The organism is Cellulosimicrobium cellulans (genome assembly GCF_024124905.1).
In the GTDB taxonomy this organism is placed as follows: Bacteria; Actinomycetota; Actinomycetes; order Actinomycetales; family Cellulomonadaceae; genus Cellulosimicrobium; species Cellulosimicrobium cellulans_G.
In genome coordinates, this window is the sequence record NZ_JAMXST010000001.1 from 794,849 (window position 1) to 819,214 (window position 24,366).

Consider the following 24,366-nt stretch of genomic DNA (forward strand, 5'->3'; position numbering starts at 1 on the left):
GCGTCATTAGCCTCGGGCACGGCAGCCGCAAGGAGGTCGCGGTACTCGTAAGCGCTAAGCATCTTGCGCCTCCAATATTAGTCGAGTGGCTCGGTCGAGAAAATCTGCGTAAGCAAAGTTTGCGGTACCTGCCGTACTCCAACGCGAATCCACGCCGGGCACGATTCCGATCAAGTCCACGCTGTGGTGTATAGGAATCGGGAAATGTGGCGCGGACTCATCCTGGGGTGCGAAATTGAAAGTTGAGATCTCGGCATTCGCCGGTGTCTCATCGTAGAGAGTCGACGCGAAACAAGCCTGGGCGTTGTCGGCAAACCGTCGCAGGTATGAGGCAGGATCCCCTTGCGGAACGAGTGCGGCGACCATCTGCAGTCGATCGCGCAGGGCGCTTCGAGAATTTGAGTCCAGCCGCGTCGCCCAGCGGCCGAACAACTCGCCGTACCCTTGCCATGTCTGCGGATTATCCGTTGCAAACAGCAGCGAAAGCGCACTCAGCTGGGTGATCGCGACGGCCGCAATATCGTGAATTCCGGAGCGACTATCGAGAAGAGTAATATCCGGTCTGCGGCTCTCACGTTCTACTTGCGCTTCGCAGGCGGCGACTGCGGCCGAAAGGCGAGCACCGAAAGGAATCCGCCCCCTACCTGACTCAGGTGCCGCCGGAAGATCCAGGTAGGCGCGACTTAACTTATCCAAATAACTAGATCCCGGTGTAGGTCGCCCCGCGGCTGCGCTAATCCAAACCTCGCCATTGCCTACCGTGTCCCCGATTGCGGAAGATCTGGCGGCCAGGTCTAGTCCATGCTCGTTCCCAACTCCGTACTCGACGAGATGGTCGAGAATGCCGTGCTCCGGAAGCTGGCTCATCTCTGGGGCGAGCATCGTACTGACCCCCGGCGATTCCAGGTCGAGATCGACGACGAGAACCACAAGCCCTTGCTGAGCAAGGTGCCGAGCAAGCGAGAATGTCGCTGTACTTCTGCCGACGCCGCCTTTGAATCCATACAATGTGACGCGTCGCGCAGGCGGGCTATCGTTCGGATTTAACCAGTCGGCGCCGACGGTCCCCCTCTCGATGACTGACACGCGACCGGACGGGCTTAAGAGAAAGGGGGCCGGCCTGCGATTCGTCGAGTCACGCAACAGCTCCGGAGCAAGCAGGTCCTCGAGGAAAATCACCGGGTCTGCGCCAACGAAGGGTGAGCACTCGTCCCGCAACGTCTGCCGTAGATCATCGACGTTTCGCTCGCCGCCATCGAGCGCTAGAGCATTCCGCCCCAGTAGGTCACGAACGACGATCACGTCCCGATTGGCGGTCGTCGCGAATGATTCAGCAATCGTGATCGCGTTGCTAGCGGCATGGTCGAACCGCATGTCACTCTCCGCCAATCATGTTTGATAGGCGCACCGACTCTAGGGCAATTGCTGCTCTGCGCGCACCGTCGATGTGCCGAGTCACGATCTCGCTGGTGATGTGCTTGCCCTCGCTGTAACGATCGTGTACCACCCAATCGTGAAACGGGTCCTCACGAAGCAAATCCGTCACCTCGGGCTCGGGCCTCCCCTGGGCGAGCGCCGCGACCGTGGTCCAGACTGATTTCGGTCCACCGACGTGTTCCCTTAGTTTCGGCCCCTCAGGCGTCGGGCTTACAAACCCATTCATGATCGTGCCGCCTAGCCCCTCTAGCACTAGGGCCTTAAGTGCGCATTCGGCAGCGAGGCCACTTAAGTGATCTGCGTTTGGCTTTCGGTCATCGGCGTGCAGGAAGACGGCGTCCGCCAGATGGCGCCTGGCCGATGCTCCGAAGGACGGTGTGGACACGCCGCCCAGACTATCGTTAGTTGGGGTCGAAGCGTCGCGCCGCTAGCAAGGCGAGTCGCACGCTATTGCCCGTCAGGGCTCGAACTGAAGCATGGCTCGACCGAACTTGATGTGTGGTGGCGGAAGTGAGCTGACCACGACGTTACTTCGGTTGATCCAGCGGAGGTCGTTGCGAGCGGTGGGCCCGGAGGGACTCGAACCCCCGACATCCACGGTGTAAGCGTGGCGCTCTAACCAGCTGAGCTACGGGCCCTGGAACAGCGGAGCACAGCCTACCGGGTGCACACCCCGCCACCTGCCACGCCGACCGGACGCACCCACCCTACGCAACGACCGCCGTCGGTCCTCCCGCCCAGCGCCCCCCGCGGCTGCCGCGCCGCGTCAGAACTGTTCGAGCGCCCGTCGGTACCCGTCGAGGTCGCGGCGCTGCCCGCGCGGGTTGACGACGGACCAGCGCACGATCCCGTCGGCGTCGAGCAGGAACGAGCCGCGCAGGGCGAGCCCGTTCTCCTCGTCCAGCACGCCGTAGGCCCGGGCGACGTCGCCGTGGGGCCAGAAGTCGGAGAGGAGGTCGAACTCGAAGCCCTCCTGGGCCGCCCACGCCTTCTGCGTGAACACCGAGTCGCAGGAGATGCCCAGCAGGGTCACGCCGGCGGCCTCGAAGTCCTCGAGGTTGTCCCGCAGCTCGCAGAGCTCGCCCGTGCAGATGCCGGAGAACGCGAACGGGTAGAACACGAGGAGCACCGGGCCGCCGCACAGGTCGGCGAGGTGGACGGGCGTGCCGTGCGTGTCGGGCAGCGTGAAGTCGGGCGCCGGGTCCCCCGGACCAGGACGCACCGCGCCCCCGACGGTCGGTGCGCTCGCGCCCTCAGCGACCGCGGCCACGGGTCCCGAGCTTCGTCGCGGACCAGTCGGGCGCGATGGCGAACGTGCTCGTCGCGTGCAGCCCGGCCGTGGTCGCGGCCTCCTGGATGTCGTTGTGGCCCACGTGCCCGGACCGGCCCGGCTTGGGCGTGAGCACCCAGATGAGGCCGCCGTCGTCGAGCACGGTCTGGACGTCCACGAGCAGGTCGGTGAGGTCGCCGTCGTCCTCACGGAACCACACGATCACGCCGTCGGTGACGTCGTCGTAGTCCTCGTCCACGAGCTCGCCGCCGACGAGCTCCTCGAGCTCACCGCGCAGGTCGTCGTCGACGTCCTCCGACCAGCCGAACTCCTGCACCACGTTGCCGGGCGCGAACCCCAGGCGGTCCGCCCCGCTGGGCCCTGCGGTGTCGGTCACTGTCGTGTCGTTCCTTTCCTCGTCCTGTCCGTCCGTGCGGCGGGCCGACCGACGCGCGGGCGGACGCCCGCGCGCACGACGACCTGCCGTGTCTGGCAAAGGTAGCCCACCGGAGGATCCGTTGCTTGGCAAGGTGCCTCCCACGGACACCGGCCGGGCACGTGGTGCCCGGACCTCCGTCGGGCACCGCACCCGCACGACGCCGGGACACCTCCCCTCCCGGCCGTGTCGCCGAAATCACGCCCTCTTGACCACCCGATGGTGTGACTTACGCGCGCGTTGTGAACACAATGGGTAGACCACCCTGGTCTCGTGAAGAGGCGCGGTCGCCACCAGCGGCCGCGGCCGCGTGCCCGGAGTGGCCCCGAGACGGGTGTCGGCCGTGTACCGCGCGGCCGTGCGCCCGGCATCCGACGAGATATGAGGTTGCTGGTGGCTTCGTACGACGAGACCGGACCGCTGATCAACGGTCTGCTCAGCCAGGTTCCGGACTTCGACCCCGCCGAGACCGGCGAGTGGGTCGAGGCCCTCGACGGCCTGATCGACGACCGCGGGGGCCCGCGCGCCCGCTACGTCCTGCTGAACCTGCTCAAGAGGGCCCGGGAGCGCAACGTCGCCGTCCCGACGTCCCTGACCACCCCCTACGTGAACACCATCGGTGTGCACGAGGAGCCCTACTTCCCCGGCGACGAGGCGCTCGAGCGCCGCTACCGCTCGTGGATCCGCTGGAACGCCGCCGTCATGGTGACGCGCGCGCAGCGGCCCGGCATCGGCGTCGGCGGCCACATCTCCTCCTACGCGTCGGTGGCGACGCTGTACGAGGTGGGCCTCAACCACTTCTTCCGCGGCAAGGACCACCCCGGCGGCGGCGACCAGGTCTACTTCCAGGGCCACGCCTCCCCCGGCGTGTACGCGCGCGCGTTCCTCGAGGGCCGCCTCTCGGCGGACCAGCTCGACGGGTTCCGCCAGGAGAAGTCGCACCCGGGCGGCGGCCTGCCGTCGTACCCGCACCCGCGGCTCATGCCCGACTTCTGGGAGTACCCGACGGTCTCCATGGGCCTCGGCCCGGCGAGCGCGATCTACCAGGCGTGGACGGACAAGTACCTGCACAACCGCGGCATCCGTGACACGGAGCAGCAGGACGTGTGGGCGTTCCTCGGCGACGGCGAGATGGACGAGCCCGAGTCGCGCGGCATGCTCCAGCTCGCGGCGCAGCAGCAGCTCGACAACCTGACGTTCGTCGTGAACTGCAACCTGCAGCGCCTCGACGGCCCGGTGCGCGGCAACGGCAAGATCATCCAGGAGCTCGAGGCGCAGTTCCGCGGTGCGGGCTGGAACGTCATCAAGGTCATCTGGGGCCGCGAGTGGGACGTCCTGCTCAACGCGGACAAGGACCGCGCCCTGGTCAACCTCATGAACGTCACGCCCGACGGCGACTACCAGACGTACCGTGCGGAGTCCGGCGCGTTCATCCGCGAGCACTTCTTCGGCCGCGACCCGCGGACCAAGCAGCTCGTCGAGAACATGACCGACGACGACATCTGGAACCTCAAGCGCGGCGGCCACGACTACCGCAAGATCTACGCGGCCTACGCCGCGGCACGCGCCCACACGGGCCAGCCGACGGTGATCCTCGCGCACACGGTCAAGGGCTACGCGCTCGGCCCGACGTTCGCCGGCCGCAACGCGACGCACCAGATGAAGAAGGTCGGCCTCGCCGACCTCAAGGCGCTGCGCGACTCCCTGCGCATCCCGATCACGGACGAGGAGCTCGACGCCAACCCGTACGAGCCCCCGTACTACCACCCGGGCCCCGACGCGCCGGAGATCCAGTACCTGCTGAACCGTCGCCAGCAGCTCGGCGGGTTCGTCCCCGAGCGCCGCTCGTCGCCCAAGCCGATCACCCTGCCGGGCGACAAGTCCTACGAGATCCTCAAGAAGGGCTCGGGCCAGCAGGAGATCGCCACGACGATGGCCTTCGTCCGGCTCCTCAAGGACCTCATCAAGGACAAGGAGTTCGGCAAGCGCATCGTGCCGATCATCCCGGACGAGGCGCGCACGTTCGGCCTGGACTCGATCTTCCCGTCGGCGAAGATCTTCAACACCCAGGGCCAGCACTACCTCGCCGTGGACCGCGAGCTCATGCTGAGCTACAAGGAGTCCGAGGCCGGCCAGATCATGCACACCGGCATCAACGAGGCCGGTTCCGCGGCCGCGTTCCAGTCGGTCGGCACGTCCTACGCCACGCAGGGCGAGATCATGGTGCCGTTCTACATCTTCTACTCGATGTTCGGCTTCCAGCGCACGGGCGACCAGTTCTGGGCGGCGGGCGACCAGCTCACGCGCGGCTTCATCATCGGCGCGACCGCGGGCCGCACGACGCTGACCGGCGAGGGCCTGCAGCACGCCGACGGCCACTCGCCGCTCCTCGCGGGCACGAACACGGCCATGGTCCAGTACGACCCGGCCTACGGGTACGAGATCCGCCACATCGTGCGCGACGGCATCGAGCGCATGTTCGGCCCCGGCGAGCACGGCGTCGGCGCGGACGGGCGCGACCAGAACGTCATGTACTACCTCACGGTGTACAACGAGCCGATGGTCCAGCCGGCCGAGCCGGAGGACGTGGACGTCGAGGGCATCCTCAAGGGCATCCACCGCATCTCCGTCGGCGAGGGCGACGGCCCGCGGGCCCAGATCCTCGCCTCGGGCGTGGGCGTCCCGTGGGCGCTGGAGGCGCAGCAGCTCCTCCACGACGACTGGGGCGTGGCGGCCGACGTGTGGAGCGTGACGAGCTGGAACGAGCTGCGCCGCGACGGCCTCGCCGCCGACCAGGCCGCGTTCCTCGACCCGGCCGCCGAGCCGCGCGTCGCGTACGTGACCGAGAAGCTGTCCGGAGCCGAGGGCCCGTTCGTCGCGACGAGCGACTACGACCACCTCGTGCCCGACCAGATCCGCAAGTGGGTCCCGGGCGACTACGAGGTGCTCGGGGCCGACGGCTTCGGGTTCTCCGACACCCGCGCGGCCGCCCGCCGGCACTTCAAGATCGACGGCCCGTCGGTCGTGGTCCGCACGCTGCAGGCGCTCGCCAAGCAGGGCAAGGTCCCCGCGGACGCGTCCGCCCAGGCGATCGAGAAGTACCGCCTCATGGACGTCACCGCCGGCACGTCCGGCAACGCGGGCGGCGAGTCCTGACGGTCCCCGCCCGGTAGCACGACGACGGCCGGTCGCCCCGCGGGGTGACCGGCCGTCGTCGTGCGGGCAGTGGGCGGCCCGACGGCGCAGCGGCGGTCCCGCGCCGCGTCCTCGCCCGGGCGGCGCGGGTCAGGTCCCGGCGCGGTGCTGCTCGGCCTGCGCGACGGTGCGCTCGAGGTCCGTGCGCAGGGACGCCACACCCTGAGGGTCGCCGTACTCGACCAGCGACTCCAGGTGGTGCCGGGCCTCGAGGGGACGGTCGGCCTCGATCGCCGCGAGGACGAGCTGGCGCCCGACCTCCGGCTCGTGCTCGCGCGCGCGCCAGTGCCCGACGCCCAGGCCCAGCGCCTCGACGGGCAGGCCCGCCGTGCGCAGCACCTCCATCGACTGTGCGAGCGCGCGGCCGGACGGGTCGCGCTCGGCCGCGGTGGCGAACCGGCGCAGCGCGGCCTCCTGGTCGTCGTCGAGGGACAGCCGCCCCAGCTCGACGAGCGGGTACCACCCCTTGGGGTGCCCGGCGAGCTCCTCCGCGAGCGCCCAGACCGCGAGGTCCGCGGCGCGCTGCTTCTCCGTCTCGTCCGCAGGCGCGGCGAGCGGGTCGTCCGCGGCCGGCCCCTCGGCGGCGCGGCGTCGGACCAGCTCGGCGAGCGCCCGGAACGCGCGCTCGTCGTTGGGGTCGTCGACGAGCATCGCCCGCAGGGCGTCCTCGTGGACCGTGTCCCCGCGCTTCTCCCCGGACCGCGGGCGGCGCGTGCCGACGGTCGACGCGGACGTCGGCCGACGCATGAGCTGGCGGAGTCGGGGCATGAGGGCCATGTCCCGACCCTAGCGGGTCGTCCGGACGCTCACCCAGCGGCCCGGGTCGGACGCCGTCGGGCTCCGCGCGGGCTCGTGTGCGGGCGCGGCCCTTTGTGGACTGTCCACAAGCACGGACCGTATGCTCGGCGCGTGACGGCCACCCCCAGGACGCCCGCGAGCGCGTCCGCCCCGAGCGGCCCGACGGGCAACGCGGACAACCTCCAGCGCCTGCGCGACGGGAGCGGTCTGCTCATGTCCGCGGCCCTGCGCCGCCTGGACGACGAGATCCCCTGGTACCGCGAGCTGCCGGCCGAGGACCGCTCGTACGTCGGTCTCGTGGCGCAGTCCGGCATCACCGCCTTCGTCACCTGGTACGCCGACCCGCTGGCCCCGCCGCACGGCGTGAGCGACATCTTCGCGGCCGCCCCTCCGGAGCTGACCCGCTCGATCTCGCTGCAGAACACGCTCCAGCTCGTCCGCATCGTCGTCGAGGTCGTCGAGGCGTACTCCGACCAGCTCGCCGCCCCGGGAGGCGAGCGCGACCTGCGCGAGGCGGTCCTGCGCTACTCGCGCGAGGTCGCGTTCTCCGCCGCCGAGGTCTACGCGCGCGCCGCGGAGGTCCGCGGCGCGTGGGACGCGCGCCTCGAGGCCCTCGTCGTCGACGCGCTGATCCGCGGCGACGGCGACGACTCGCTGCGCTCGCGCGTCTCGGCGCTCGGCTGGGGCGGCCACGGCCCGACCCTGGTCATGGCGGGGACGATCGCCTCGACGCTCGACGAGGTGCGCACGGCCGAGCTGCGCCGCGCGACGCGCCGCGCGGCGGGCGACGCGCTCGTGGGCATCCACGGCGACCGCCTCGTCCTCGTCCTCGGCGGGGAGGGCGACCTGCAGGCCGCGGCCGCGTCGCTCCTGCCGCGGTTCGGGCCCGGCCCCGTCGTCATCGGCCCGACCGTCCCCGGCCTGGAGGAGGCGGCGCGCTCGGCCCAGGCCGCGCTCGCGGGCCTGCGGGCCGCACCGGCGTGGCCCCAGGCACCGCGCCCGGTCCTCGCGGACGACCTGCTCCCCGAACGCGTGCTCACGGGCGACACGACCGCGCGCCGCACGCTCGTCACGCAGGCGTACCGGCCGCTCGCGGAGGCGACGGGATCCGTGCTCGAGACCCTGTCGGCCTACCTCGGCACGGGGCGGTCGCTCGAGGCGGCGGCCCGCTCGCTGTACGTGCACCCCAACACGGTGCGCTACCGCCTGCGCAAGGTCTCCGAGATCACCGGGTGGGACCCGCTCGACGCGCGCGAGTCGTTCGTCCTGCAGGTCGCGCTCGCCCTCGGGCAGCTCTCCACCGCGCGCTGAGCCCGGGCGGGCGGAGCGGCGCTCATGGGGTGCGCCGTCCGGGTCGCCTTGTAGGTTCGGCACAATCACCTTCCGCAAGGTTGGTGCGGGTCGTGACGTGGCGCGGGAGCAGCGGGTTGGCACAGTTGACGGGTGCTCGCCGTCTTGTGCCCTGGACAGGGCTCCCAGTCCCCCGGAATGCTCGCCCCCTGGCTCGAGCTGCCCGGCGTCGCCGACCAGGTCGCCGCGTTCGGCGAGGCCGCGAGCCTCGACCTGCGCGCGCACGGGACGGAGTCCGACGCCGACACGATCCGTGACACCGCGGTCGCCCAGCCGCTCATCGTCGCGTCGTCGCTCGTCGCCCTGCGGGCGATCCTCGACGGCCGCGACACCGCCGACGTCGTCGACGTGACCGCGGGCCACTCGGTCGGGGAGCTCGCCGCCGCCGCGGTCGCGGGCGCGCTGACCGACGTCGGCGCGGTCGGGCTCGTCGCGCACCGTGCGCGCGCCATGGCAGCGGCCGCCGCCGCGACGCCCACCGGCATGAGCGCGGTCGTCGGGGGCGACCCCGAGGAGGTCCTCGCCGCGATCGAGGCCGCGCACCTGTGGCCGGCGAACGTCAACGGCGGCGGCCAGGTCGTCGCCGCCGGGGCGCTCGACCACCTCGCGGCGCTCGCCGAGAACCCGCCCGCCAAGGCGCGCGTCATCCCGCTCCAGGTCGCCGGGGCGTTCCACACGCCGTTCATGCAGCCCGCGCTCGAGGAGTTCGAGCCGGTCGCCGCGGCGTGGGACGTCACCGACCCGCGCCTGCCGTTCCTCTCGAACGCCGACGGCGAGTCGTACGCGACCATCGACATCGAGGGCAGCACGTCCGGCAAGGCACGCGACGTCGTCCGGCGCCTCACCGCGCAGATCGCCGCGCCCGTGCGCTGGGACCTGTGCCAGGAGACGCTCGCCGAGCTGGGCGTCACCGCGATCCTCGAGCTCGCGCCGGGCGGTGTCCTCACGGGCCTCGCGCGCCGCACGCTCAAGGGCGTGGAGTCGGTGGCCGTGAAGTCGCCCGACGACGTCGAGGCGGCCCGCGACCTGATCGCCCGCCACTCCGTCGTGGGCGGCGCACCTGCCCCGGGCGACGACGCGTGAGCGGCGTGACGCTGCGCCAGGCCACCGGCCCGGCGTTCTCGCGGATCCTCGCGATCGGTGGCGTGCGCGGCGAGAACGTCGTCACGAACGACGACATCGCCGGGCCGATCGACTCGTCCGACGAGTGGATCCGCCAGCGCACCGGGATCGTGACGCGCCGCCGCGCCGGGGCCGACGTCGACGTGCTCGACCTGTCCGAGGCGGCGGCGCGCGACGCGCTCGCCCGCGCGGGGCTCCAGGGCGCCGACGTCGACGCCGTCATCGTCTCCACGGTCACGTACTTCCACCAGACGCCCGCCGCGGCCGCGGTGCTCGCCGAGCGCCTCGGTGCGACGCCCGCCGCCGCGTTCGACGTCTCGGCCGCGTGCGCGGGCTACGCCTACGCGATCGCGCAGGCCGACGCGCTCGTCCGGGCGGGCATCGCCACGCACGTGCTCGTCGTCGGCGCCGAGAAGATGAGCGACTTCATCGACCCGACGGACCGGTCGATCTCGTTCCTCCTGGGCGACGGCGCGGGCGCCGCGGTCGTCGGCCCGTCGGACACCCCGGGCATCGGCCCCACGGTGTGGGGGTCCGACGGCGGCAAGGCCCAGGCGATCCGCCAGACGCACGCCTGGTCGGACCTGCGCGAGGACCCCTCGCTCGGGTGGCCCACGCTGCGCCAGGACGGGCAGAGCGTGTTCAAGTGGGCCGCGTTCCAGATGGCGCCCGTCGCGGCCAAGGCCATGGCGGAGGCCGGGGTCGCACCGGGCGACATCGGCGCCTTCGTGCCGCACCAGGCGAACATGCGCATCATCGACCAGATGATCAAGCAGCTCCAGCTCCCCGACACGGTGGCGGTCGCCCGCGACATCGCGGAGACCGGCAACACGTCGGCCGCCTCGATCCCGCTCGCCACCCGCCGCCTGCTCGACGAGGGCCAGGTCCGCTCCGGGGACCTCGCGCTCCAGATCGGGTTCGGCGCCGGGCTCGTCTACGCGGCGCAGGTGGTCGTCCTGCCGTAGGGGAGAATCACCCTGGACGGACGGCCGCCCTCCCCCGCGGGAGGACCCACGCCGTCGGCGGACCCGTCCGTCGCACGCACCGTCTATCGCTGTACCGCCCGGGACACCCACCCGGGCACCGCCACCGGGACCGGTCGCCGCCGGCCCCACGACAAGGAGAAACCATGGCTTACACCGAGCAGGAAGTCCTCGCCGGCCTCGCGGAGATCGTCGCCGAGGAGACGGGTCTGCCGACCGACGCCGTCGCGCTCGAGAAGTCCTTCACCGACGACCTCGACATCGACTCGCTGTCGATGATGACGATCGTCACGCACGCCGAGGACAAGTTCGGGGTCCGCATCCCGGACGACGAGGTCAAGAACCTCACGACGGTCGGCGACGCCGTGTCCTTCATCACGGGCGCCCAGGCCTGAGCACGCCCCGCCTGCTTCGCAGGCCTACGGGCGGGTCGGCGTCACCCGCGCCGACCCGCCCGTCCTCCCGCCCCAGAACCCCACCCGAGGAGCACCATGTCCGCCGCTACTGAAGTCGTCGTCACCGGCCTCGGCGCCACCACGCCGCTCGGCGGCGACGTGCCCTCGACCTGGGCGGCGGCGCTCGCCGGTGAGTCCGGCGCCCGCACCCTCGACAACGACTGGGCGGAGCGCTACGAGATCCCGGTGACGTTCGCCGCGACCCTCAAGGTGGACCCCGCCGAGGTCCTGGCGCGGCCCGAGATCAAGCGCATGGACCCGTCCACGCAGTACGCGATCATCGCGGCGCGCGAGGCGTGGGCCGACGCGGGCAGCCCCGAGGTCGACGGCGACCGTCTCGGCACCGTCGTGTCGTCCGGCATCGGCGGCATCTGGACCACGCTGGACGGTTGGGACACGTTGCGTGAGCGCGGTGCCCGCCGCATGCTCCCGATGACGGTGCCCATGCTCATGCCCAACTCCCCCACCGCGTACGTGTCGCTCGAGCTCGGTGCCCGTGCGGGCGCCCACGCGCTCGTCTCGGCCTGCGCGTCCGGGGCCGAGGCGATCGGCTACGGCGTCGACATGATCCGCGCCGGCCGCGCCGACGTCGTCGTCGCAGGCGGCACCGAGGCGACGATCCACCCCATGCCGATCGCGGCCTTCGCCGCCTCGCGCACGCTCTCGCTGCGCAACGACGACCCGCAGGGCGCGTCGCGCCCCTACGACGTCGACCGCGACGGCTTCGTCATCGGCGAGGGCTCGGGCGTCGTCGTCCTGGAGAGCGCCGAGCACGCCGCCGCGCGCGGTGCCCGCGTGTACGCGCGGCTCGCGGGCGTCGGCCTGTCCTCGGACGCCTACCACATCACCTCCCCGGACCCGGAGGGTCGCGGGCAGGTCGCGGCGATGCGCCGCGCGATCGAGGAGGCCGGGGTGACCGGCCGCGACGTCGTGCACGTCAACGCGCACGCGACCTCGACCAAGGTGGGCGACCTCACGGAGACCCGCTCGATCCGCTCCCTCCTCGGCTCCGACACGGACCACGTGCTGCTGTCGGCGACCAAGTCGATGACGGGCCACCTCCTCGGTGGCGCGGGTGCCCTGGAGTCGATCTTCACGATCAAGGCGGTCGCCGAGCGCCTCGCTCCGCCGACGATCAACGTCGTGAACCCCGACCCGGAGCTCCAGGTGCCGCTCGTGCGCGACACCCCGGCTCCGCTGCCGTCCGGCGACATCGTCGCGGTGAACAACTCGTTCGGGTTCGGCGGCCACAACGTCGCGCTCGCCGTCGCGAGCGCCTGACCGACCTCGCACGAGCCCCGGCGCGTCGGCCACCAGCCGTCGCGCCGGGGCTCGCGTGCGTCCGAGGCCCGTCCGGACGGGGGATCTCGGCTCCTGAGATGGACGTCCGTCCAGTTCGTTGCGTTTTCACCCATCCGTTTTGTCCTGACAAGGTCGCCCAAATCCGGACGCAGTCTCCCGGACGGCCGAGGATCCGGGGGATTCACCCCCGCCCTCCTCGTCACCCGCCGAGCGCGCCCACGTCGCATCGCCGAACCTGTGGGCGTGATGTGGCCTCTGCCACATCGCGACCTCGAGGCAGGCGAGCGGAAGGACAGAGCACGTGACCCGAACGGCGAGACACCTCTCCACCCCGGCACCACCTCCCCTCTGGAGGCGAGCGACGGCGCTCGCCGCGGTGGGAGGTGTCGTCGGCGCCCTGACCTTCGCGGGAGGGATCGCCGCGACGGCCGCCCCCACCGACGACTCGGAGGCCAGCGGGCAGTTCCTCAGCGGCAGCGTCGCCGGGCTCGACCTCGCGACGATCGCTGCCCTCGACGGGGCCGTGGCCGAGAACCCCTCCGGGGCGAACCCCGTCGTCACGAACCCCCTGGCCGCCTCGGTCTTCCAGACGCTCGGGATCGACCTGACCGGCACCCTCCAGCTGCTGGGCCCCAACGGGATCCTGCAGCTCGGCGCGGTCAACCAGTACGGCGAGGCGAACGACGACGGCTCGGCCCGCGCCGCGTCCGGCGCCGTCTCCGACCAGGGCGCGATCTCCGTCGGCGGCAGCGAGGAGTTCCCGTCCGACGCGCAGCTCAACCTCACGCAGCTCCTCGGCCCCGGCTTCGAGTCGGTCGTCGCGGACCTCGACCTGTCGCTCGGCGCGCTGTCCGCGACGGCGGAGGCGACCGGCGGCACGGCACCGACCGGCGACTACCAGATCGCCGGTGCGACCCTCACGCTCGACAGCCCCGCCGTCTCGGGCATCGCCACGACGGTCGACGACGAGGTCGTCCCGCTCGTGGACGGCGCCGTCGGCCAGCTCGTCGGGACCGACGGGCTGCTCGCCCAGGCGCTGAACTCGATCGGCGCGCTGGCCGGCGTCCTGGAGGTCCTCGGCGCCGACCTCGAGCCGACCGTCGCGATCGACGTCGACCTCGACAGCGCCCTGGCGCCCGTGCTCGACCAGGACTTCGGCGACGAGGGCGTCGTGATCAACGTCGGTGACGGGACCGTCACGGTCGACCTCGACACGATCCTCGGCGGCGCCGGGTCGCTGAACGGGTTCGACCCCAACACCGAGGTCCTCGACGACGCCGCGATCAACGCGATCCTCGACGGGCTCGGCGCGGCCCTCGACGACCTGACGACCGCGCTCGTCGGCGCGGTCGACACGGCCCTGCACGCCGCGAGCCTGACGCTGTCGGTCGAGGCCGTCGTCGACAACCCGATCCCCCTCGCACCCGACCTGCTGAACCTCGACATCAACCTCGACACGACCGTCGGAGACGTGGTCGGCGGGACGGTGGCCCCGGGCGACGCGACCATCACCATCGCGCTCTCCGGCCTGCCGGTCACGCTCCCCCTGGGCGACCTCGTCAGCGCGCTGGCCGGTCCGCTCAACAGCGTGCTGTTCGCCGACGGGACCGGACTGGTGAGCACGCTCGCCGGGACGATCACGTCGGAGGTCACCGGTCCCGTGCTCACGGCGCTCTCGCCGGTGTTCGAGATCCTCACGGAGGTCGTGAGCCTCGTCGTCAACGTCCAGGAGCCCGAGCCGTCCGTCGCGGACGCGACGTTCACGCAGCGCGCACTGACCCTGTCGCTCCTCGAGGTCGGTACGGGAACGGGCCTCGCCGAGCTCCATCTCGCCTCGGCGACCGTCCGTGGTTCGACGGTCGCAGCGATCACGCCTGCGGTCACCGTCGACCCGTCGACCGTGCCCGCGGGCACGCCGACGACCGTCACCGGCACCGGCTACACGCCGGACGCCACCGTGACCGTCGAGGTCCGGGACACGACCGGCACCGCCGTCGCCACGCTCTCCGACGTCCCGACCGACGGCGACGGCGGCTTCACGACCCCGATCACCGTCCCCGTGGACACCACGCCCGGCGACTACACCGTCGTCGGCATCGACGACACCACCTCGACCGAGGCCGAGACGGCTCTCGCCGTGACGGCAGCAGCGCTCACGCCCTCCGTGACGGTCGACCCGACCACCGCCAACCCCGGTGACGACGTCACCGTCGACGGCACGGGCTACACCCCCGACTCGACGGTCACCGTCGAGGTCCGCGACGAGAGCGGCACGGTGGTCGCCACGCTGGGCGACGTCCCGACCGACGGGGAGGGGAACTTCACGACCCCGATCACCATCCCCGCGGACACCACCCCCGGGACCTACACCGTCGTCGGCATCGACGACACCACCTCCACCGAGGCCGAGACGCCCCTGACCGTGGAGGCTGCCGCCCTCACCCCGGCCGTCACGGTCGACCCGTCGACCGTCCCGGCGGGTACGCCGACGACCGTCACCGGCACCGGCTACACGCCGGACGCCACCGTGACCGTCGAGGTCCGGGACACGACCGGCACGGTCGTCGCGACGCTCACCGACGTCCCGACCGACGGCGACGGCGGATTCACGACCCCGATCACCGTGCCCGCGGAGACCACGCCCGGCGACTACGCGGTGGTCGGCATCGACGACACCACCTCGACCGAGGCGGAGACCCCGCTCACCGTCGAGGCCGCGGCCCTCACCCCGGCCGTCACGGTCGACCCGACCACGGCGAACCCCGGCGACGAGGTCACCGTCGACGGCACGGGCTACACCCCGGACGCCACGGTCACCGTCGAGATCCGCGACGAGAGCGGTGCGGTCGTCGCCACCGTCGAGGACGTCCCCACCGACGCCGACGGGAACTTCACCAGCCCGATCACGGTCCCCGCGGACACCACGCCCGGCGACTACACCGTCGTCGGCATCGACGACACCACCTCGACGGAGGCGGAGACCCCGCTCACCGTGGAGGCTGCCGCCCTCACCCCGGCCGTCACGGTCGACCCGACGACCGTCCCGGCGGGCACGCCGACCACCGTCACCGGCACCGGCTACACGCCCGACTCGACCGTCACGGTCGAGGTCCGGGACACGACCGGCACCGTCGTCGCCACCCTGAGCGACGTCCCCACCGACGGCGACGGCGGCTTCACCAGCCCCATCACCGTCCCGGTCGACACCGCACCGGGCGACTACGCCGTCGTCGGCATCGACGACACGACCGCCACCGAGGCCGAGACGCCCCTGGTCGTGGAAGCTGCGGCGATCGAGCCCGCACTCACCGTGGACCCGACGACCGCGAACCCCGGTGACGAGGTCACCGTCGACGGCACGGGGTACACCCCCGACGCCACGGTCACCGTCGAGATCCGCGACGAGAGCGGTGCGGTCGTCGCCACCGTCGAGGACGTCCCCACCGACGGCGACGGGAACTTCACGACCCCGATCACCGTCCCCGCGGACACCACGCCCGGCGACTACACCGTCGTCGGCATCGACGACACCACCTCGACCGAGGCGGAGACCCCGCTCACGATCGAGGCCGCGGCTCTCACCCCGGTGGTGACCGTCGACCCGACGACCGTGCCCGCGGGCACGCCGACGACCGTCACCGGCACCGGCTACACGCCCGACTCGACGGTCACGGTCGAGGTCCGGGACGCTGACGGGGCGGTCGTCGCGACGCTCACCGACGTCCCGACCGACGGCGACGGCGGCTTCACGACGCCCATCACCGTCCCGGCGGACGCCACCCCCGGTGACTACACCGTCGTCGGCATCGACGACACCACCTCCACCGAGGCCGAGACGCCCCTCACGGTGGAGGCAGCCGCGATCGAGCCGACGATCACCGTCGACCCGACCACCGCCAACCCCGGTGACGACGTCACCGTCGACGGCACGGGCTACACCCCCGACGCCACGGTCACCGTCGAGATCCGCGACGGCTCCGGCGCGGTGGTCACCAGCCTGGGCGACGTCCCCACCGACGGCGACGGGAACTTCACCACCCCGATCACCGTCCCCGCGGACACCACCCCCGGCGACTACACGGTGGTCGGCATCGACGACACCACCTCGACCGAGGCGGAGACCCCGCTCGGCGTCGGTGGCGTCGGGGTGTCCGAGCCGACCGTCACGGTCGACCCGACCACGGCGAACCCCGGCGACGAGGTCACCGTGACGGGCGAGGGCTGGCCGCCGAGCACGACCGTCACGGTCGACCTGCTCGACGAGGACGGCGACGTCGTCGCGACGGTCGACGTGGAGACCGACGACACGGGGAGCTTCACCACCCCGATCACGGTCCCCGAGGGCGCGACGCCGGGCGACTACACCGTCCACGCGTCCGACGACACCGGGAACGAGGCGGAGACGCCGCTCACGGTCGTCGCGGCCGGTGACCGCGCCCTGGTCTCGTCGTTCGTCACGCCTCGCGTGCTGCGCGGCGCGGAGCAGACCTTCGTCGCGTCCGGCTTCGAGCCGGGCGAGTCGGTCCAGGCGGTCATCAACTCGGAGCCGCTGATCCTGCCGGTGGCGACCGCCGACGCGAACGGCCAGGTCAGCTGGACGTTCGTCGTCCCGGCGGACTTCGAGGTCGGCCCGCACACGGGCACGGCGACGAGCGTCGCCGTCGGCGACTCCACGGTCGCGTCGTTCGAGGTCTACCTCACGGCCTCGGGCGGCGACGGACCGGGCGGCTCCGGTCCCGGCTCGGGCTCGGGCTCGGGCTCGAACAACACCGGCAACGGCACCGGGTCGGACTACCTCGCCCGGACCGGCACCGACGACCTGGCGCTGGTCCTGGTCGCCGCGCTCCTGCTGGTGGCCACCGGCGCCGTCGTCCGCCTGCGCACGCACCGCGCACGTCGGGCGAGCTAGGCGCACCACGACCGAGGGGGCCTGCCGGTTCTTCCGGCAGGCGCCCTCGGTCGTGTCCGGGGGTGGCGGACGCGGCGTCAGCCGACGCGGTGGAGCCAGCGCACCGGGGCGCCGGCACCGGCGTAGCGGAACGGCTCGAGCTCGTCGTCCCACGCCTTGCCGAGCGCGAGGTGCAGGGCGTCACGCATGGCCCAGGGCTCGCTCACCTGCTCCAGCGCGGCACGGATCCGGTCCTCCGGGACGACGATGTTGCCGTGCACGTCGGTCTGGGCGTAGAAGATGCCGAGGTCGGGCGTGTGGGACCAGCGGCCGCCGTCGACGCCGTGGCTGGGCTCCTCGGTGACCTCGTAGCGCAGGTGGGACCAGCCGCGCAGCGCGGAGGCGAGCTTGGCGCCCGTCCCCTGCGGGCCCTGCCACGAGTACTCGGCCCGGTAGAGGCCGCGCGCGGCGGGCTGCTCGGTCCAGTCGAGCGACACGCGCACGCCGAGGACGTTGCCCGCGGCCCACTCCATGTGCGGGCACAGAGCACGCGGTGCTGAGTGCACGTAAAGAACACCGCGGGTGATGGCACCGGCCATGTCTGCCTCCCTAGGTCGAGGTTGCGTCTTCCCCAACGTCCTCACCGAGGGTGGTGTCACAGCACGTCACAGGTATCGCGCGGCGTGTCTCGTGCCCATCTTGCACGACATCGCGCGTTCGCGCGAGAGATTCGCCGGGCGTGCCCGGCCGCGGTCGGCCGACGCGCGTCGTCACAGGTGGGCGCGCAGCTCCCGCATCGCCTTCTTGCGCACGGAGCGGTCGAGACGGTCCAGGTAGAGCATGCCGTCCAGGTGGTCGCACTCGTGCTGGAGGCAGCGGGCCATGAGCTCGGTCCCCTCGACGACGACCTCGTTGCCGTCGAGGTCGGTCCCCACGACGCGCGCGTACCAGGCGCGCCGCGTCGGGTACCAGAGGTTGGGGACGGAGAGGCAGCCCTCGTCGCCGTCCTGGTAGTCGTCGGAGAGCTCGACGATGCGCGGGTTGAGCACGTACCCGATCTCGTCGTCGATGTTCCAGGAGAACGCCCGCAGGTTCACGCCGATCTGGTTGGCGGCGAGGCCCGCGCGTCCCTCGTGGTCGACGGTCTCGACGAGGTCCGCGACGAGCGAGCGCACGCGGTCGTCGATGGTGGTGATCTCGTCGCAGGGGGTGCGGAGCACGGGGTCCGGGATGGTCCGGATCTCTCTCATCGCCATGGTCGCCATTCTTCCATGCGCGCGCGGACAGGCGGCCGGCCTCACGGCTGGCGCGCCTGCCCACCGCGTCACATGCGGGCGTACCGGGCGCGGGCGAACGAGTAGAGCCCGTACGCGGCGAAGCCGAGCCCGACGGCGACGAGCAGCACCGCGCCGAACGGCTGGGCCGCGAGGGTCGCGAACGCGGCGTCGAGACCGCCCGCCTGCTCGGGGTCGTGCTGCACGGCGGCCACGACGAAGAGCGCGCCGAGCACGCCGAGCGCGACCCCCTTGGCGACGTAGCCCACCCGCCCGAGCGTGACGACGGCACGTCCGACGTTCCCGGCCGTACCGCCCTCCAGGTCCTCGAGGAACTTCTTCCGCCAGCCCTTGACCACGTGGTACACGCCCGCGGCGACGATCCCGACGCCGACGGCACCCACGAGGAGCACGCCGCCCGGCTTCTGCAGGAGCGTCGCCGTCATGCTCTCCTCCTGGCCGGAGCCGCCCGCGGACCCGTTCACGACCTGCACGGCGAGCACGCCGAGCGCCAGGTAGAGCACCGCCTTGCCGGCGGCCTTGAGCCGGTCGGACGTCTCGGCGGCGCCGCTGATCGCCACGGTGAGCTGCCACAGCGCGAGCGCGGCGAACGCCACGACCGCGAACCAGAGCAGGACGGTCCCGCCCGGCGTCTGCGCGATGGCGGTGAGCGCGCCGGTCTGGTCCGCCTGCTCGCTCGACGTCGACCCGGTCGCCACCTGCACGGCGAGCACCCCGACCACGAGGTGGAGCAGGCCGCTGACGGCGTACCCGGCGCGGGCGAGGATCTCGAGCAGCCTGCTGCCCCGCGCACCGCGCGCGGCCGCCTTGCCCGTCGAGCTGATGCTCGGTGCCACTGGACCTCCTCGGTCGTCGGGACGCCGCCCCCAGCGCGCCGCCGGGTTCTCCGGCCCGGACACCGTGCCAGCACCGCGCCCCGCACGCACGCCGAGCGCCGCCCTCAGGACCCTCAGATCACGGTTTGGTAACGTGCCTCGAATGCCCCCGACGACCCCGCGCCTCGCGGTGCTCGACGGACTCCGGTTCGCCGCCGCGTCGGCAGTGCTCGTGTACCACTTCGTCGCCGTCAACCACCACGCGTGGGGTGAGCGGACGAGCGACTCCCTGCCGGCCGTGCAGGGCGTCGCCGCCTACGGCTCGTTCGGCGTCCAGCTCTTCTTCGTGGTCAGCGGCTTCGTCATCCTCATGACGGCGTGGGGCCGCGACGTCCGCGGCTTCGTCGCCTCGCGAGCCGGCCGGCTGTTCCCCGCGTACTGGGCCGCCGTGCTCCTCACGCTCGCCCTGCTCGTCCTCGTGATCCCGGGCCGGCGCGACGTCGACCTCCCGCAGGCGGCCGCCAACCTCACCATGGTCCAGCGCGCGTTCGGGATCCCCGACCTGGAGGCCGTCTACTGGACGCTCTGGTCGGAGCTGCGGTTCTACGTCCTCGTCGGGGTGCTCGTCGCCGTCGGCCTCACCCGGGCGCGGGTGGTCGCGTTCGTCGTGCTGTGGCCCGTCGCGGGAGAGATCGCGGCACGGACGGGCTCGGACCTCGTCGCGACCGTCCTCGTCGCACCCGACGCCCCGCTCTTCGCCGGCGGGATGGTGCTCTACCTCCTCACGCGGGAGCGCCGGTCGCCGGTCCTCTGGCTCGCGCTCGCCCTCGACGTCGCTCTCGCGGCCGCCGTCTCGGGCCGGATCCAGGCGGCCCGCATCGAGAACAGCACCGACGTCGTCGTGCCCCCCGCCGTCTGGTGGGTCGCGATCGTCCTGTGCTTCGCCGTCGTCGCCGTCGCGACGCTGACCCCGCTCGCGCGGGTCTCGTGGGGGTGGCTCACCGCCCTGGGTGCGCTCACCTACCCGCTCTACCTCGTGCACGCGTCGTGGGGGCGGTGGGTGATCGAGTCGGTGCACCCGTACCTGCCCCGGGCCGCGACGCTCACCGTCGCGGTCGCCGCGTGCCTCCTGCTCGCCTGGGCGGTCCACCGCGCCGTCGAGCGCCCGCTCGGCCCGCGGCTGCGCCGCACCCTCGACCGCGACCTCCGGCGCGACCCCGGCCGTCCGGGCCGACGCACCCCGGCGCGTCAGGACGAGCCCGTCGCGGCCAGGTAGTCCCGCAGCACGACCGCCTGGTTGTGCTCCTCGTCCCGCGCCCCGTACACGAGCGTCACCACGGGATGCTGCCCGACGACGTCCCGCAGCTCCCCCACGGCCTCGCCGTTCGCGTCCAGCTCGGCCCGGTACCGCTCCGCGAACTCGTCGAACAGCCGCTCCTCGTGGTGGAACCACTGTCGCAGCTCCGTGGAGGGCGCGACCTCCTTGAGCCAGAGGTCCACGTGCGCCTTCTCCTTGCTCTCGCCGCGCGGCCACAGCCGGTCGACGAGCACACGGAACCCGTCGTCCTCGTCAGCCGTCTCGTACACGCGCTTGATCCGGATCGTCATGACGCCATGACACCCCTGCGCCGCGCGCACCGCATCCGCAGCGCCCGACCGGCGGTCCGCGGCGGTATGCTCACCGGCGCGCCCCGTTAGCTCAGCCGGTCAGAGCAGGAGACTCATAATCTCTCGGTCGCGGGTTCAAGTCCTGCACGGGGCACGAGGACCGGAAGCCCTCCGAGGGCTCGACTCCGGTCAGTAGGTCACGACCACGGTCGGCGCGTCCTGGCCCGGCGTACCGGTGGTGGCGCCGGAGCTCGGTGCCGACCGCGCGGACGCGCCCCCCAGCGTCAGGTTGACGAAGGGCAGGCTGCCGGGCACGGAGAGCGTCGCCTCGGAGTACGTCACCGATCCGCTCGGGAAGACGTTCAGGCGTGCTCCCCAAGCCTTCAGGACGTGGTCGATCGGGTGGTAGCAGCCCCCCGACCCGTCCGCCAGCCGCAGGACGGTGATCCCGACCGCGCGCAGCCCGAACTCGTCCATGCGCCACACGGGGCCGCCGGAGTCCCCGGCGAGAGTCGTCGCCGTGTGACAGACGAGGACCCCGCCGTACTGGGGGTGGTACCCCCAGAACCTGATCCGCCCCTCCTGCCAGCCGCTCGTCACGCCCATCTTGCCGACGAGCGCGTCCCTGCTCTGCGCGCTCGTCCGCATGATTCCCGTCACCCTGCCGTCGCCGGGTGTCGCGCCCGTGCGCGGGTCGACGACCATCTGGTACAGCCCCACGCCGCCGGAGGCGCGGACCAGCGCTGTATCCGTGTTCGGGTACGTCTTCGCATAGGCGACCGCGCCCCAGGGTGCGTCGGTACCGAACACCGTGGTCCCCGGCGTGGCGCAGTGCCCGGCCGTCACCGGGAAGGAACCGCTGGTCCCGGTGATGGTGTAGGAGCCGGTGCACAGGACGCCCGAGCGGGGACCGCTGAAGTACATCGGGTGACCTGCACGGTAGGCGTACGAGAGCGCCGCGCTCGGCATCGCGGCGAGCACGATGCACAACACCGCGACGACCGCCGTCACGAATCCTGCAGCCGTCCTCATGATCATGGTCCGTCCCCCTCGCCCGTGAAGCTCGCCTCCTCGGATGCTCGCTGCTCTCGGGCGGATCGGCCAGCGGAGGAGCACCGGGCTCGTCGACCGAGCTGCGTACGGCCCCCACCTTCGAGCCGCTACGGTGGGGACGTGTCCTGGTTCCGCCGTCCCAGCCTGCCCGACCCGGTCCGCCGGTCGCTCGACGTCCCGGCGAGCGATCGCGTGCTCGCCTCGGCCGAGCTGGCCGACGGCTCGTGGGCGGTCGCGACCCGCACCGAGCTCCTCACGAGCGACGCGACCGGCAGGACGGTCGCGCGACGCCCGTGGTCGGACGTCGACCGCGCGGGCTACGTGCCGGAGACGGCCACGATCACCGTCTCGTGGGTCGACGGCGCTCCTGCGCTGACCCTCACGCTCGCCGACCCGCGTCGCACGTCGCTCGCCCAGACGCTGCGCGAGCGCGTCCAGTCGTCGGTGGTGCTCTCCGAGACCGTGACGTTCGCCGCAGGGCTCACCGCCCGGGTCGCGGTGCGCCGGGACGGGGAGGGCGAGCTCTTCTCGCAGGTCGTCGCCGACCCCGGCGTCGACCTGACGGACCCGGAGGTGACGGCCCGCGTGGACGCCGCCGAGGGCCGGGTCCGGTCGGCGTCCGGACTACCCCTCTGAGCCTGCTAGAGTTTTCCCCGGTCGCTGCGGTGCACACCGCGACGGCCGTGATCGATCCCGCGTAGCTCAGCTGGCAGAGCATCCGACTGTTAATCGGACGGTCGTAGGTTCAAGTCCTACCGCGGGAGCCCACGGGTTCGGCCCCGGATCGCTCAGCGGTCCGGGGCCGCGCTGTTTCTCCGGTCCCGTCGACCGATCGGACCCGCGCACGTCTGCGCCTCGGGAATACTCGACCGTTGCCCGGGGCTTGCGTCTGTCGTGACCACGACGTCCCCTGCCGGGATCGGTCTGCGCTCCGAGCGCGGCCCCGTCCTCCTCGCGCTCATGCTGTCCACGGCCCTCGTCGCGCTCGATGCGACGATCATCGCGACGGCGTCGGCCACGATCGCGCGCGAGCTCGGTGGGTTCGCGCAGCTCCCCTGGCTCTTCTCCAGCTATCTGCTCGCGCAGGCGGTCGGGACGCCGGTGTTCGGCAGGCTGTCCGACGTGCTCGGCCGCAAGCGCCTCATGCTGGCGGGGGTCGCCCTGTTCTTCCTCGGGTCGGTGCTGTGCGGGTTCGCGTGGTCGATGCCGGCGCTCGTCGCGGGCCGCGTGCTCCAGGGCCTGGGAGCCGGTGCGGTGATGCCCGTCTCCCAGACGATCGCCGCCGACATCTACACGCTCGAGGAGCGCGCGAAGGCGCAGGGCTACCTGGCGTCGGTGTGGGCGATCTCGTCGGTCGTCGGCCCGACGCTCGGCGGCGTCTTCTCCGAGTTCGTGAGCTGGCGCTGGATCTTCTTCGTCAACGTGCCGCTGTGCGCGCTGGCGGCGTGGATGCTGCACCGCCGGTACCACGAGTCCCCGCGCGAGGGAGCGCGCGAGCCCATCGACTACGTCGGCGCCGCGCTCCTCACCGCCGGCAGCACGCTGCTGCTGCTCGGGCTGCTCGAGGGCGGGTCCACGTGGGCGTGGGCCTCCCCCGCGTCGCTCGCGGTCCTCGGCGCCGCGGTCCTCCTGCTCGGCGTCTTCGCGCTGCACGCACGGCGCACGCGCTACCCCGTGGTCGACCTCGCGATCCTGCGCCGGCGCGTCGTCGGCGTCTCGACGGCGGTCTCGCTCCTCGTCGGGGTGATCGTCCTCGCGCTGTCCACGTACGTACCGATCTACGCCCAGGGCGTCCTCGGCGTCGGGCCGCTCGTCGCGGGCTTCGCGCTCGCCGCGATGACGGTCGGCTGGCCGATCTCCGCCTCGAACGCCGGGCGCCTCTACCTGCGGATCGGCTTCCGCTGGACCGCCGTCATCGGCTCCGCGCTCGTCCTCGTCGGCACCTCGCTCACGCTGCTGCTGGGCGCCTCGTCGTCGGTCGTCGCGGTCGCCGCGACGACGTTCGTCGTCGGTGTCGGGATGGGCCTGACCGCCGTCCCGACGCTCATCGCCGCCCAGTCGTCGGCCGCCTTCTCGGAGCGCGGCGCCGTGACGGGCACCAACATGTTCGCGCGGTCGCTGGGCTCCGCGGTCGGCGTCGCGGTCTGCGGCGCGATCGTCAACGCCCGCACGACGCTCGGTGCCGACGGCACGCCGGAGGGCCCCGGCCTCATGAGCGCGATCCACGTCGTGTTCGTCCTGCTCGCCGCGAGCGCCGCCGTCCTCGTCGTCCTCGCAGCCCTCATGCCGCCGGACCGGCAGGCGGCGCGCGACCGCCGGGCCGCGACGACCGCCGCGACCGCGGACGCGACGGCCTGAC

Annotated in this window: 20 protein-coding genes and 3 tRNA genes; 12 read left to right on the forward strand and 11 right to left on the reverse strand. The window is 72.2% G+C overall.

What is annotated here, in order from left to right:
• Positions 1 to 54: 54 nt before the first annotated feature.
• The 5 genes from NHH00_RS03640 to NHH00_RS03660 form a co-directional block, all read right to left on the reverse strand.
• Entirely contained in the window at positions 55 to 1,374 is a 1,320-nt protein-coding gene (locus NHH00_RS03640) for a KGGVGR-motif variant AAA ATPase (protein WP_253050242.1), read from the reverse strand.
• A 1-nt stretch (position 1,375) separates the two neighbouring features.
• The gene (locus NHH00_RS03645) at positions 1,376 to 1,822 is read right to left on the reverse strand and encodes a hypothetical protein (RefSeq protein WP_253050244.1); all 447 of its coding nucleotides are present in this window, start codon (positions 1,820 to 1,822) and stop codon (positions 1,376 to 1,378) included.
• Between the two features lie 179 nt (positions 1,823 to 2,001).
• Positions 2,002 to 2,075 (reverse strand) — tRNA-Val (locus NHH00_RS03650).
• 128 nt (positions 2,076 to 2,203) lie between these two features.
• Entirely contained in the window at positions 2,204 to 2,707 is a 504-nt protein-coding gene (locus NHH00_RS03655; RefSeq protein WP_374614063.1) for a peroxiredoxin, read from the reverse strand.
• Positions 2,691 to 3,104: a DUF3052 domain-containing protein gene (locus tag NHH00_RS03660; protein ID WP_253050246.1), complete on the reverse strand. Its 414-nt coding sequence runs from the start codon at positions 3,102 to 3,104 to the stop codon at positions 2,691 to 2,693. Before NHH00_RS03660 ends, NHH00_RS03655 begins: the two co-directional genes overlap by 17 nt.
• Before the next feature lie 432 nt (positions 3,105 to 3,536).
• Between NHH00_RS03660 and aceE the strand changes: the two genes are divergently transcribed.
• A complete protein-coding gene (gene aceE, locus NHH00_RS03665; RefSeq protein ID WP_253050248.1) occupies positions 3,537 to 6,299 on the forward strand; it encodes a pyruvate dehydrogenase (acetyl-transferring), homodimeric type in 2,763 nt (920 codons plus the stop codon).
• A 129-nt stretch (positions 6,300 to 6,428) separates the two neighbouring features.
• Here the strand turns inward: aceE and NHH00_RS03670 are convergent, their stop codons facing one another.
• Positions 6,429 to 7,115, reverse strand: coding sequence for a hypothetical protein (locus NHH00_RS03670; protein ID WP_253050250.1), 687 nt, complete (start codon positions 7,113 to 7,115; stop codon positions 6,429 to 6,431).
• A gap of 132 nt (positions 7,116 to 7,247) precedes the next feature.
• Here NHH00_RS03670 and NHH00_RS03675 point away from each other — a divergent pair, with 132 nt between their 5' ends.
• From NHH00_RS03675 to NHH00_RS03700, 6 genes are all read left to right on the forward strand, one after another.
• Entirely contained in the window at positions 7,248 to 8,447 is a 1,200-nt protein-coding gene (locus tag NHH00_RS03675; protein WP_374614067.1) for a PucR family transcriptional regulator, read from the forward strand.
• Positions 8,448 to 8,579: 132 nt separating this feature from the next.
• The gene (locus tag NHH00_RS03680; RefSeq protein ID WP_253050252.1) at positions 8,580 to 9,569 is read left to right on the forward strand and encodes an ACP S-malonyltransferase; all 990 of its coding nucleotides are present in this window, start codon (positions 8,580 to 8,582) and stop codon (positions 9,567 to 9,569) included.
• A complete protein-coding gene (locus NHH00_RS03685) occupies positions 9,566 to 10,573 on the forward strand; it encodes a beta-ketoacyl-ACP synthase III (protein ID WP_253050254.1) in 1,008 nt (335 codons plus the stop codon). The genes NHH00_RS03680 and NHH00_RS03685 overlap by 4 nt, the downstream gene beginning before the upstream one ends.
• A 164-nt stretch (positions 10,574 to 10,737) precedes the next feature.
• Complete coding sequence (locus NHH00_RS03690) at positions 10,738 to 10,986, forward strand: acyl carrier protein (protein ID WP_021482065.1); 249 nt, start codon at positions 10,738 to 10,740, stop codon at positions 10,984 to 10,986.
• A gap of 96 nt (positions 10,987 to 11,082) precedes the next feature.
• Positions 11,083 to 12,327, forward strand: a complete 1,245-nt coding sequence (locus NHH00_RS03695) for a beta-ketoacyl-[acyl-carrier-protein] synthase family protein (RefSeq protein ID WP_253050256.1) — start codon at positions 11,083 to 11,085, stop codon at positions 12,325 to 12,327.
• A 397-nt stretch (positions 12,328 to 12,724) separates the two neighbouring features.
• A complete protein-coding gene (locus NHH00_RS03700) occupies positions 12,725 to 17,257 on the forward strand; it encodes a choice-of-anchor G family protein (protein WP_253050258.1) in 4,533 nt (1,510 codons plus the stop codon).
• Between the two features lie 77 nt (positions 17,258 to 17,334).
• Here the strand turns inward: NHH00_RS03700 and NHH00_RS03705 are convergent, their stop codons facing one another.
• The 3 genes from NHH00_RS03705 to NHH00_RS03715 form a co-directional block, all read right to left on the reverse strand.
• Positions 17,335 to 17,835: a DUF3145 domain-containing protein gene (locus tag NHH00_RS03705; protein WP_047233028.1), complete on the reverse strand. Its 501-nt coding sequence runs from the start codon at positions 17,833 to 17,835 to the stop codon at positions 17,335 to 17,337.
• Between the two features lie 171 nt (positions 17,836 to 18,006).
• Positions 18,007 to 18,492: a peptide deformylase gene (gene def, locus NHH00_RS03710; protein ID WP_047233027.1), complete on the reverse strand. Its 486-nt coding sequence runs from the start codon at positions 18,490 to 18,492 to the stop codon at positions 18,007 to 18,009.
• A gap of 68 nt (positions 18,493 to 18,560) precedes the next feature.
• Positions 18,561 to 19,367, reverse strand: coding sequence for a DUF1206 domain-containing protein (locus NHH00_RS03715; RefSeq protein ID WP_253050260.1), 807 nt, complete (start codon positions 19,365 to 19,367; stop codon positions 18,561 to 18,563).
• A gap of 142 nt (positions 19,368 to 19,509) precedes the next feature.
• Here NHH00_RS03715 and NHH00_RS03720 point away from each other — a divergent pair, with 142 nt between their 5' ends.
• The gene (locus NHH00_RS03720; RefSeq protein WP_253050262.1) at positions 19,510 to 20,622 is read left to right on the forward strand and encodes an acyltransferase family protein; all 1,113 of its coding nucleotides are present in this window, start codon (positions 19,510 to 19,512) and stop codon (positions 20,620 to 20,622) included.
• Here NHH00_RS03720 and NHH00_RS03725 read toward each other — a convergent pair.
• Positions 20,595 to 20,954, reverse strand: coding sequence for a DUF488 domain-containing protein (locus tag NHH00_RS03725; RefSeq protein ID WP_253050263.1), 360 nt, complete (start codon positions 20,952 to 20,954; stop codon positions 20,595 to 20,597). The two genes, NHH00_RS03720 and NHH00_RS03725, sit on opposite strands and share 28 nt — an antisense overlap.
• Positions 20,955 to 21,034: 80 nt before the next feature.
• Here NHH00_RS03725 and NHH00_RS03730 point away from each other — a divergent pair.
• Positions 21,035 to 21,108, forward strand: a tRNA-Ile gene (locus NHH00_RS03730).
• Positions 21,109 to 21,143: 35 nt separating this feature from the next.
• Here NHH00_RS03730 and NHH00_RS03735 read toward each other — a convergent pair.
• Positions 21,144 to 21,992 carry a S1 family peptidase gene (locus tag NHH00_RS03735; protein WP_253050265.1) on the reverse strand — a complete coding sequence of 283 codons (849 nt, stop codon included), beginning with the start codon at positions 21,990 to 21,992 and terminating at the stop codon, positions 21,144 to 21,146.
• A gap of 135 nt (positions 21,993 to 22,127) precedes the next feature.
• Here NHH00_RS03735 and NHH00_RS03740 point away from each other — a divergent pair, with 135 nt between their 5' ends.
• The 3 genes from NHH00_RS03740 to NHH00_RS03750 all read left to right on the forward strand — a co-directional run bounded on the left by NHH00_RS03740 (position 22,128) and on the right by NHH00_RS03750 (position 24,365).
• Entirely contained in the window at positions 22,128 to 22,643 is a 516-nt protein-coding gene (locus NHH00_RS03740) for a hypothetical protein (RefSeq protein ID WP_253050267.1), read from the forward strand.
• Between the two features lie 55 nt (positions 22,644 to 22,698).
• Positions 22,699 to 22,771 (forward strand) — tRNA-Asn (locus NHH00_RS03745).
• Positions 22,772 to 22,901: 130 nt separating this feature from the next.
• Positions 22,902 to 24,365 (forward strand): MDR family MFS transporter, encoded by a 1,464-nt coding sequence (locus tag NHH00_RS03750; RefSeq protein ID WP_253050269.1) that lies wholly within the window; start codon positions 22,902 to 22,904, stop codon positions 24,363 to 24,365.
• Position 24,366: the final 1 nt, after the last annotated feature.

Coding starts and splice junctions, on each gene's coding strand:
- NHH00_RS03640 (WP_253050242.1), bottom strand. CDS start 1,374: ATGCGGTTCGACCATGCCGCTAGCAACGCGATCACGATTGCTGAATCA.
- NHH00_RS03670 (WP_253050250.1), bottom strand. CDS start 7,115: ATGGCCCTCATGCCCCGACTCCGCCAGCTCATGCGTCGGCCGACGTCC.
- NHH00_RS03690 (WP_021482065.1), top strand. CDS start 10,738: ATGGCTTACACCGAGCAGGAAGTCCTCGCCGGCCTCGCGGAGATCGTC.
- NHH00_RS03695 (WP_253050256.1), top strand. CDS start 11,083: ATGTCCGCCGCTACTGAAGTCGTCGTCACCGGCCTCGGCGCCACCACG.
- NHH00_RS03705 (WP_047233028.1), bottom strand. CDS start 17,835: ATGGCCGGTGCCATCACCCGCGGTGTTCTTTACGTGCACTCAGCACCG.
- def (WP_047233027.1), bottom strand. CDS start 18,492: ATGGCGATGAGAGAGATCCGGACCATCCCGGACCCCGTGCTCCGCACC.
- NHH00_RS03720 (WP_253050262.1), top strand. CDS start 19,510: ATGCCCCCGACGACCCCGCGCCTCGCGGTGCTCGACGGACTCCGGTTC.
- NHH00_RS03725 (WP_253050263.1), bottom strand. CDS start 20,954: ATGACGATCCGGATCAAGCGCGTGTACGAGACGGCTGACGAGGACGAC.
- NHH00_RS03735 (WP_253050265.1), bottom strand. CDS start 21,992: ATGATCATGAGGACGGCTGCAGGATTCGTGACGGCGGTCGTCGCGGTG.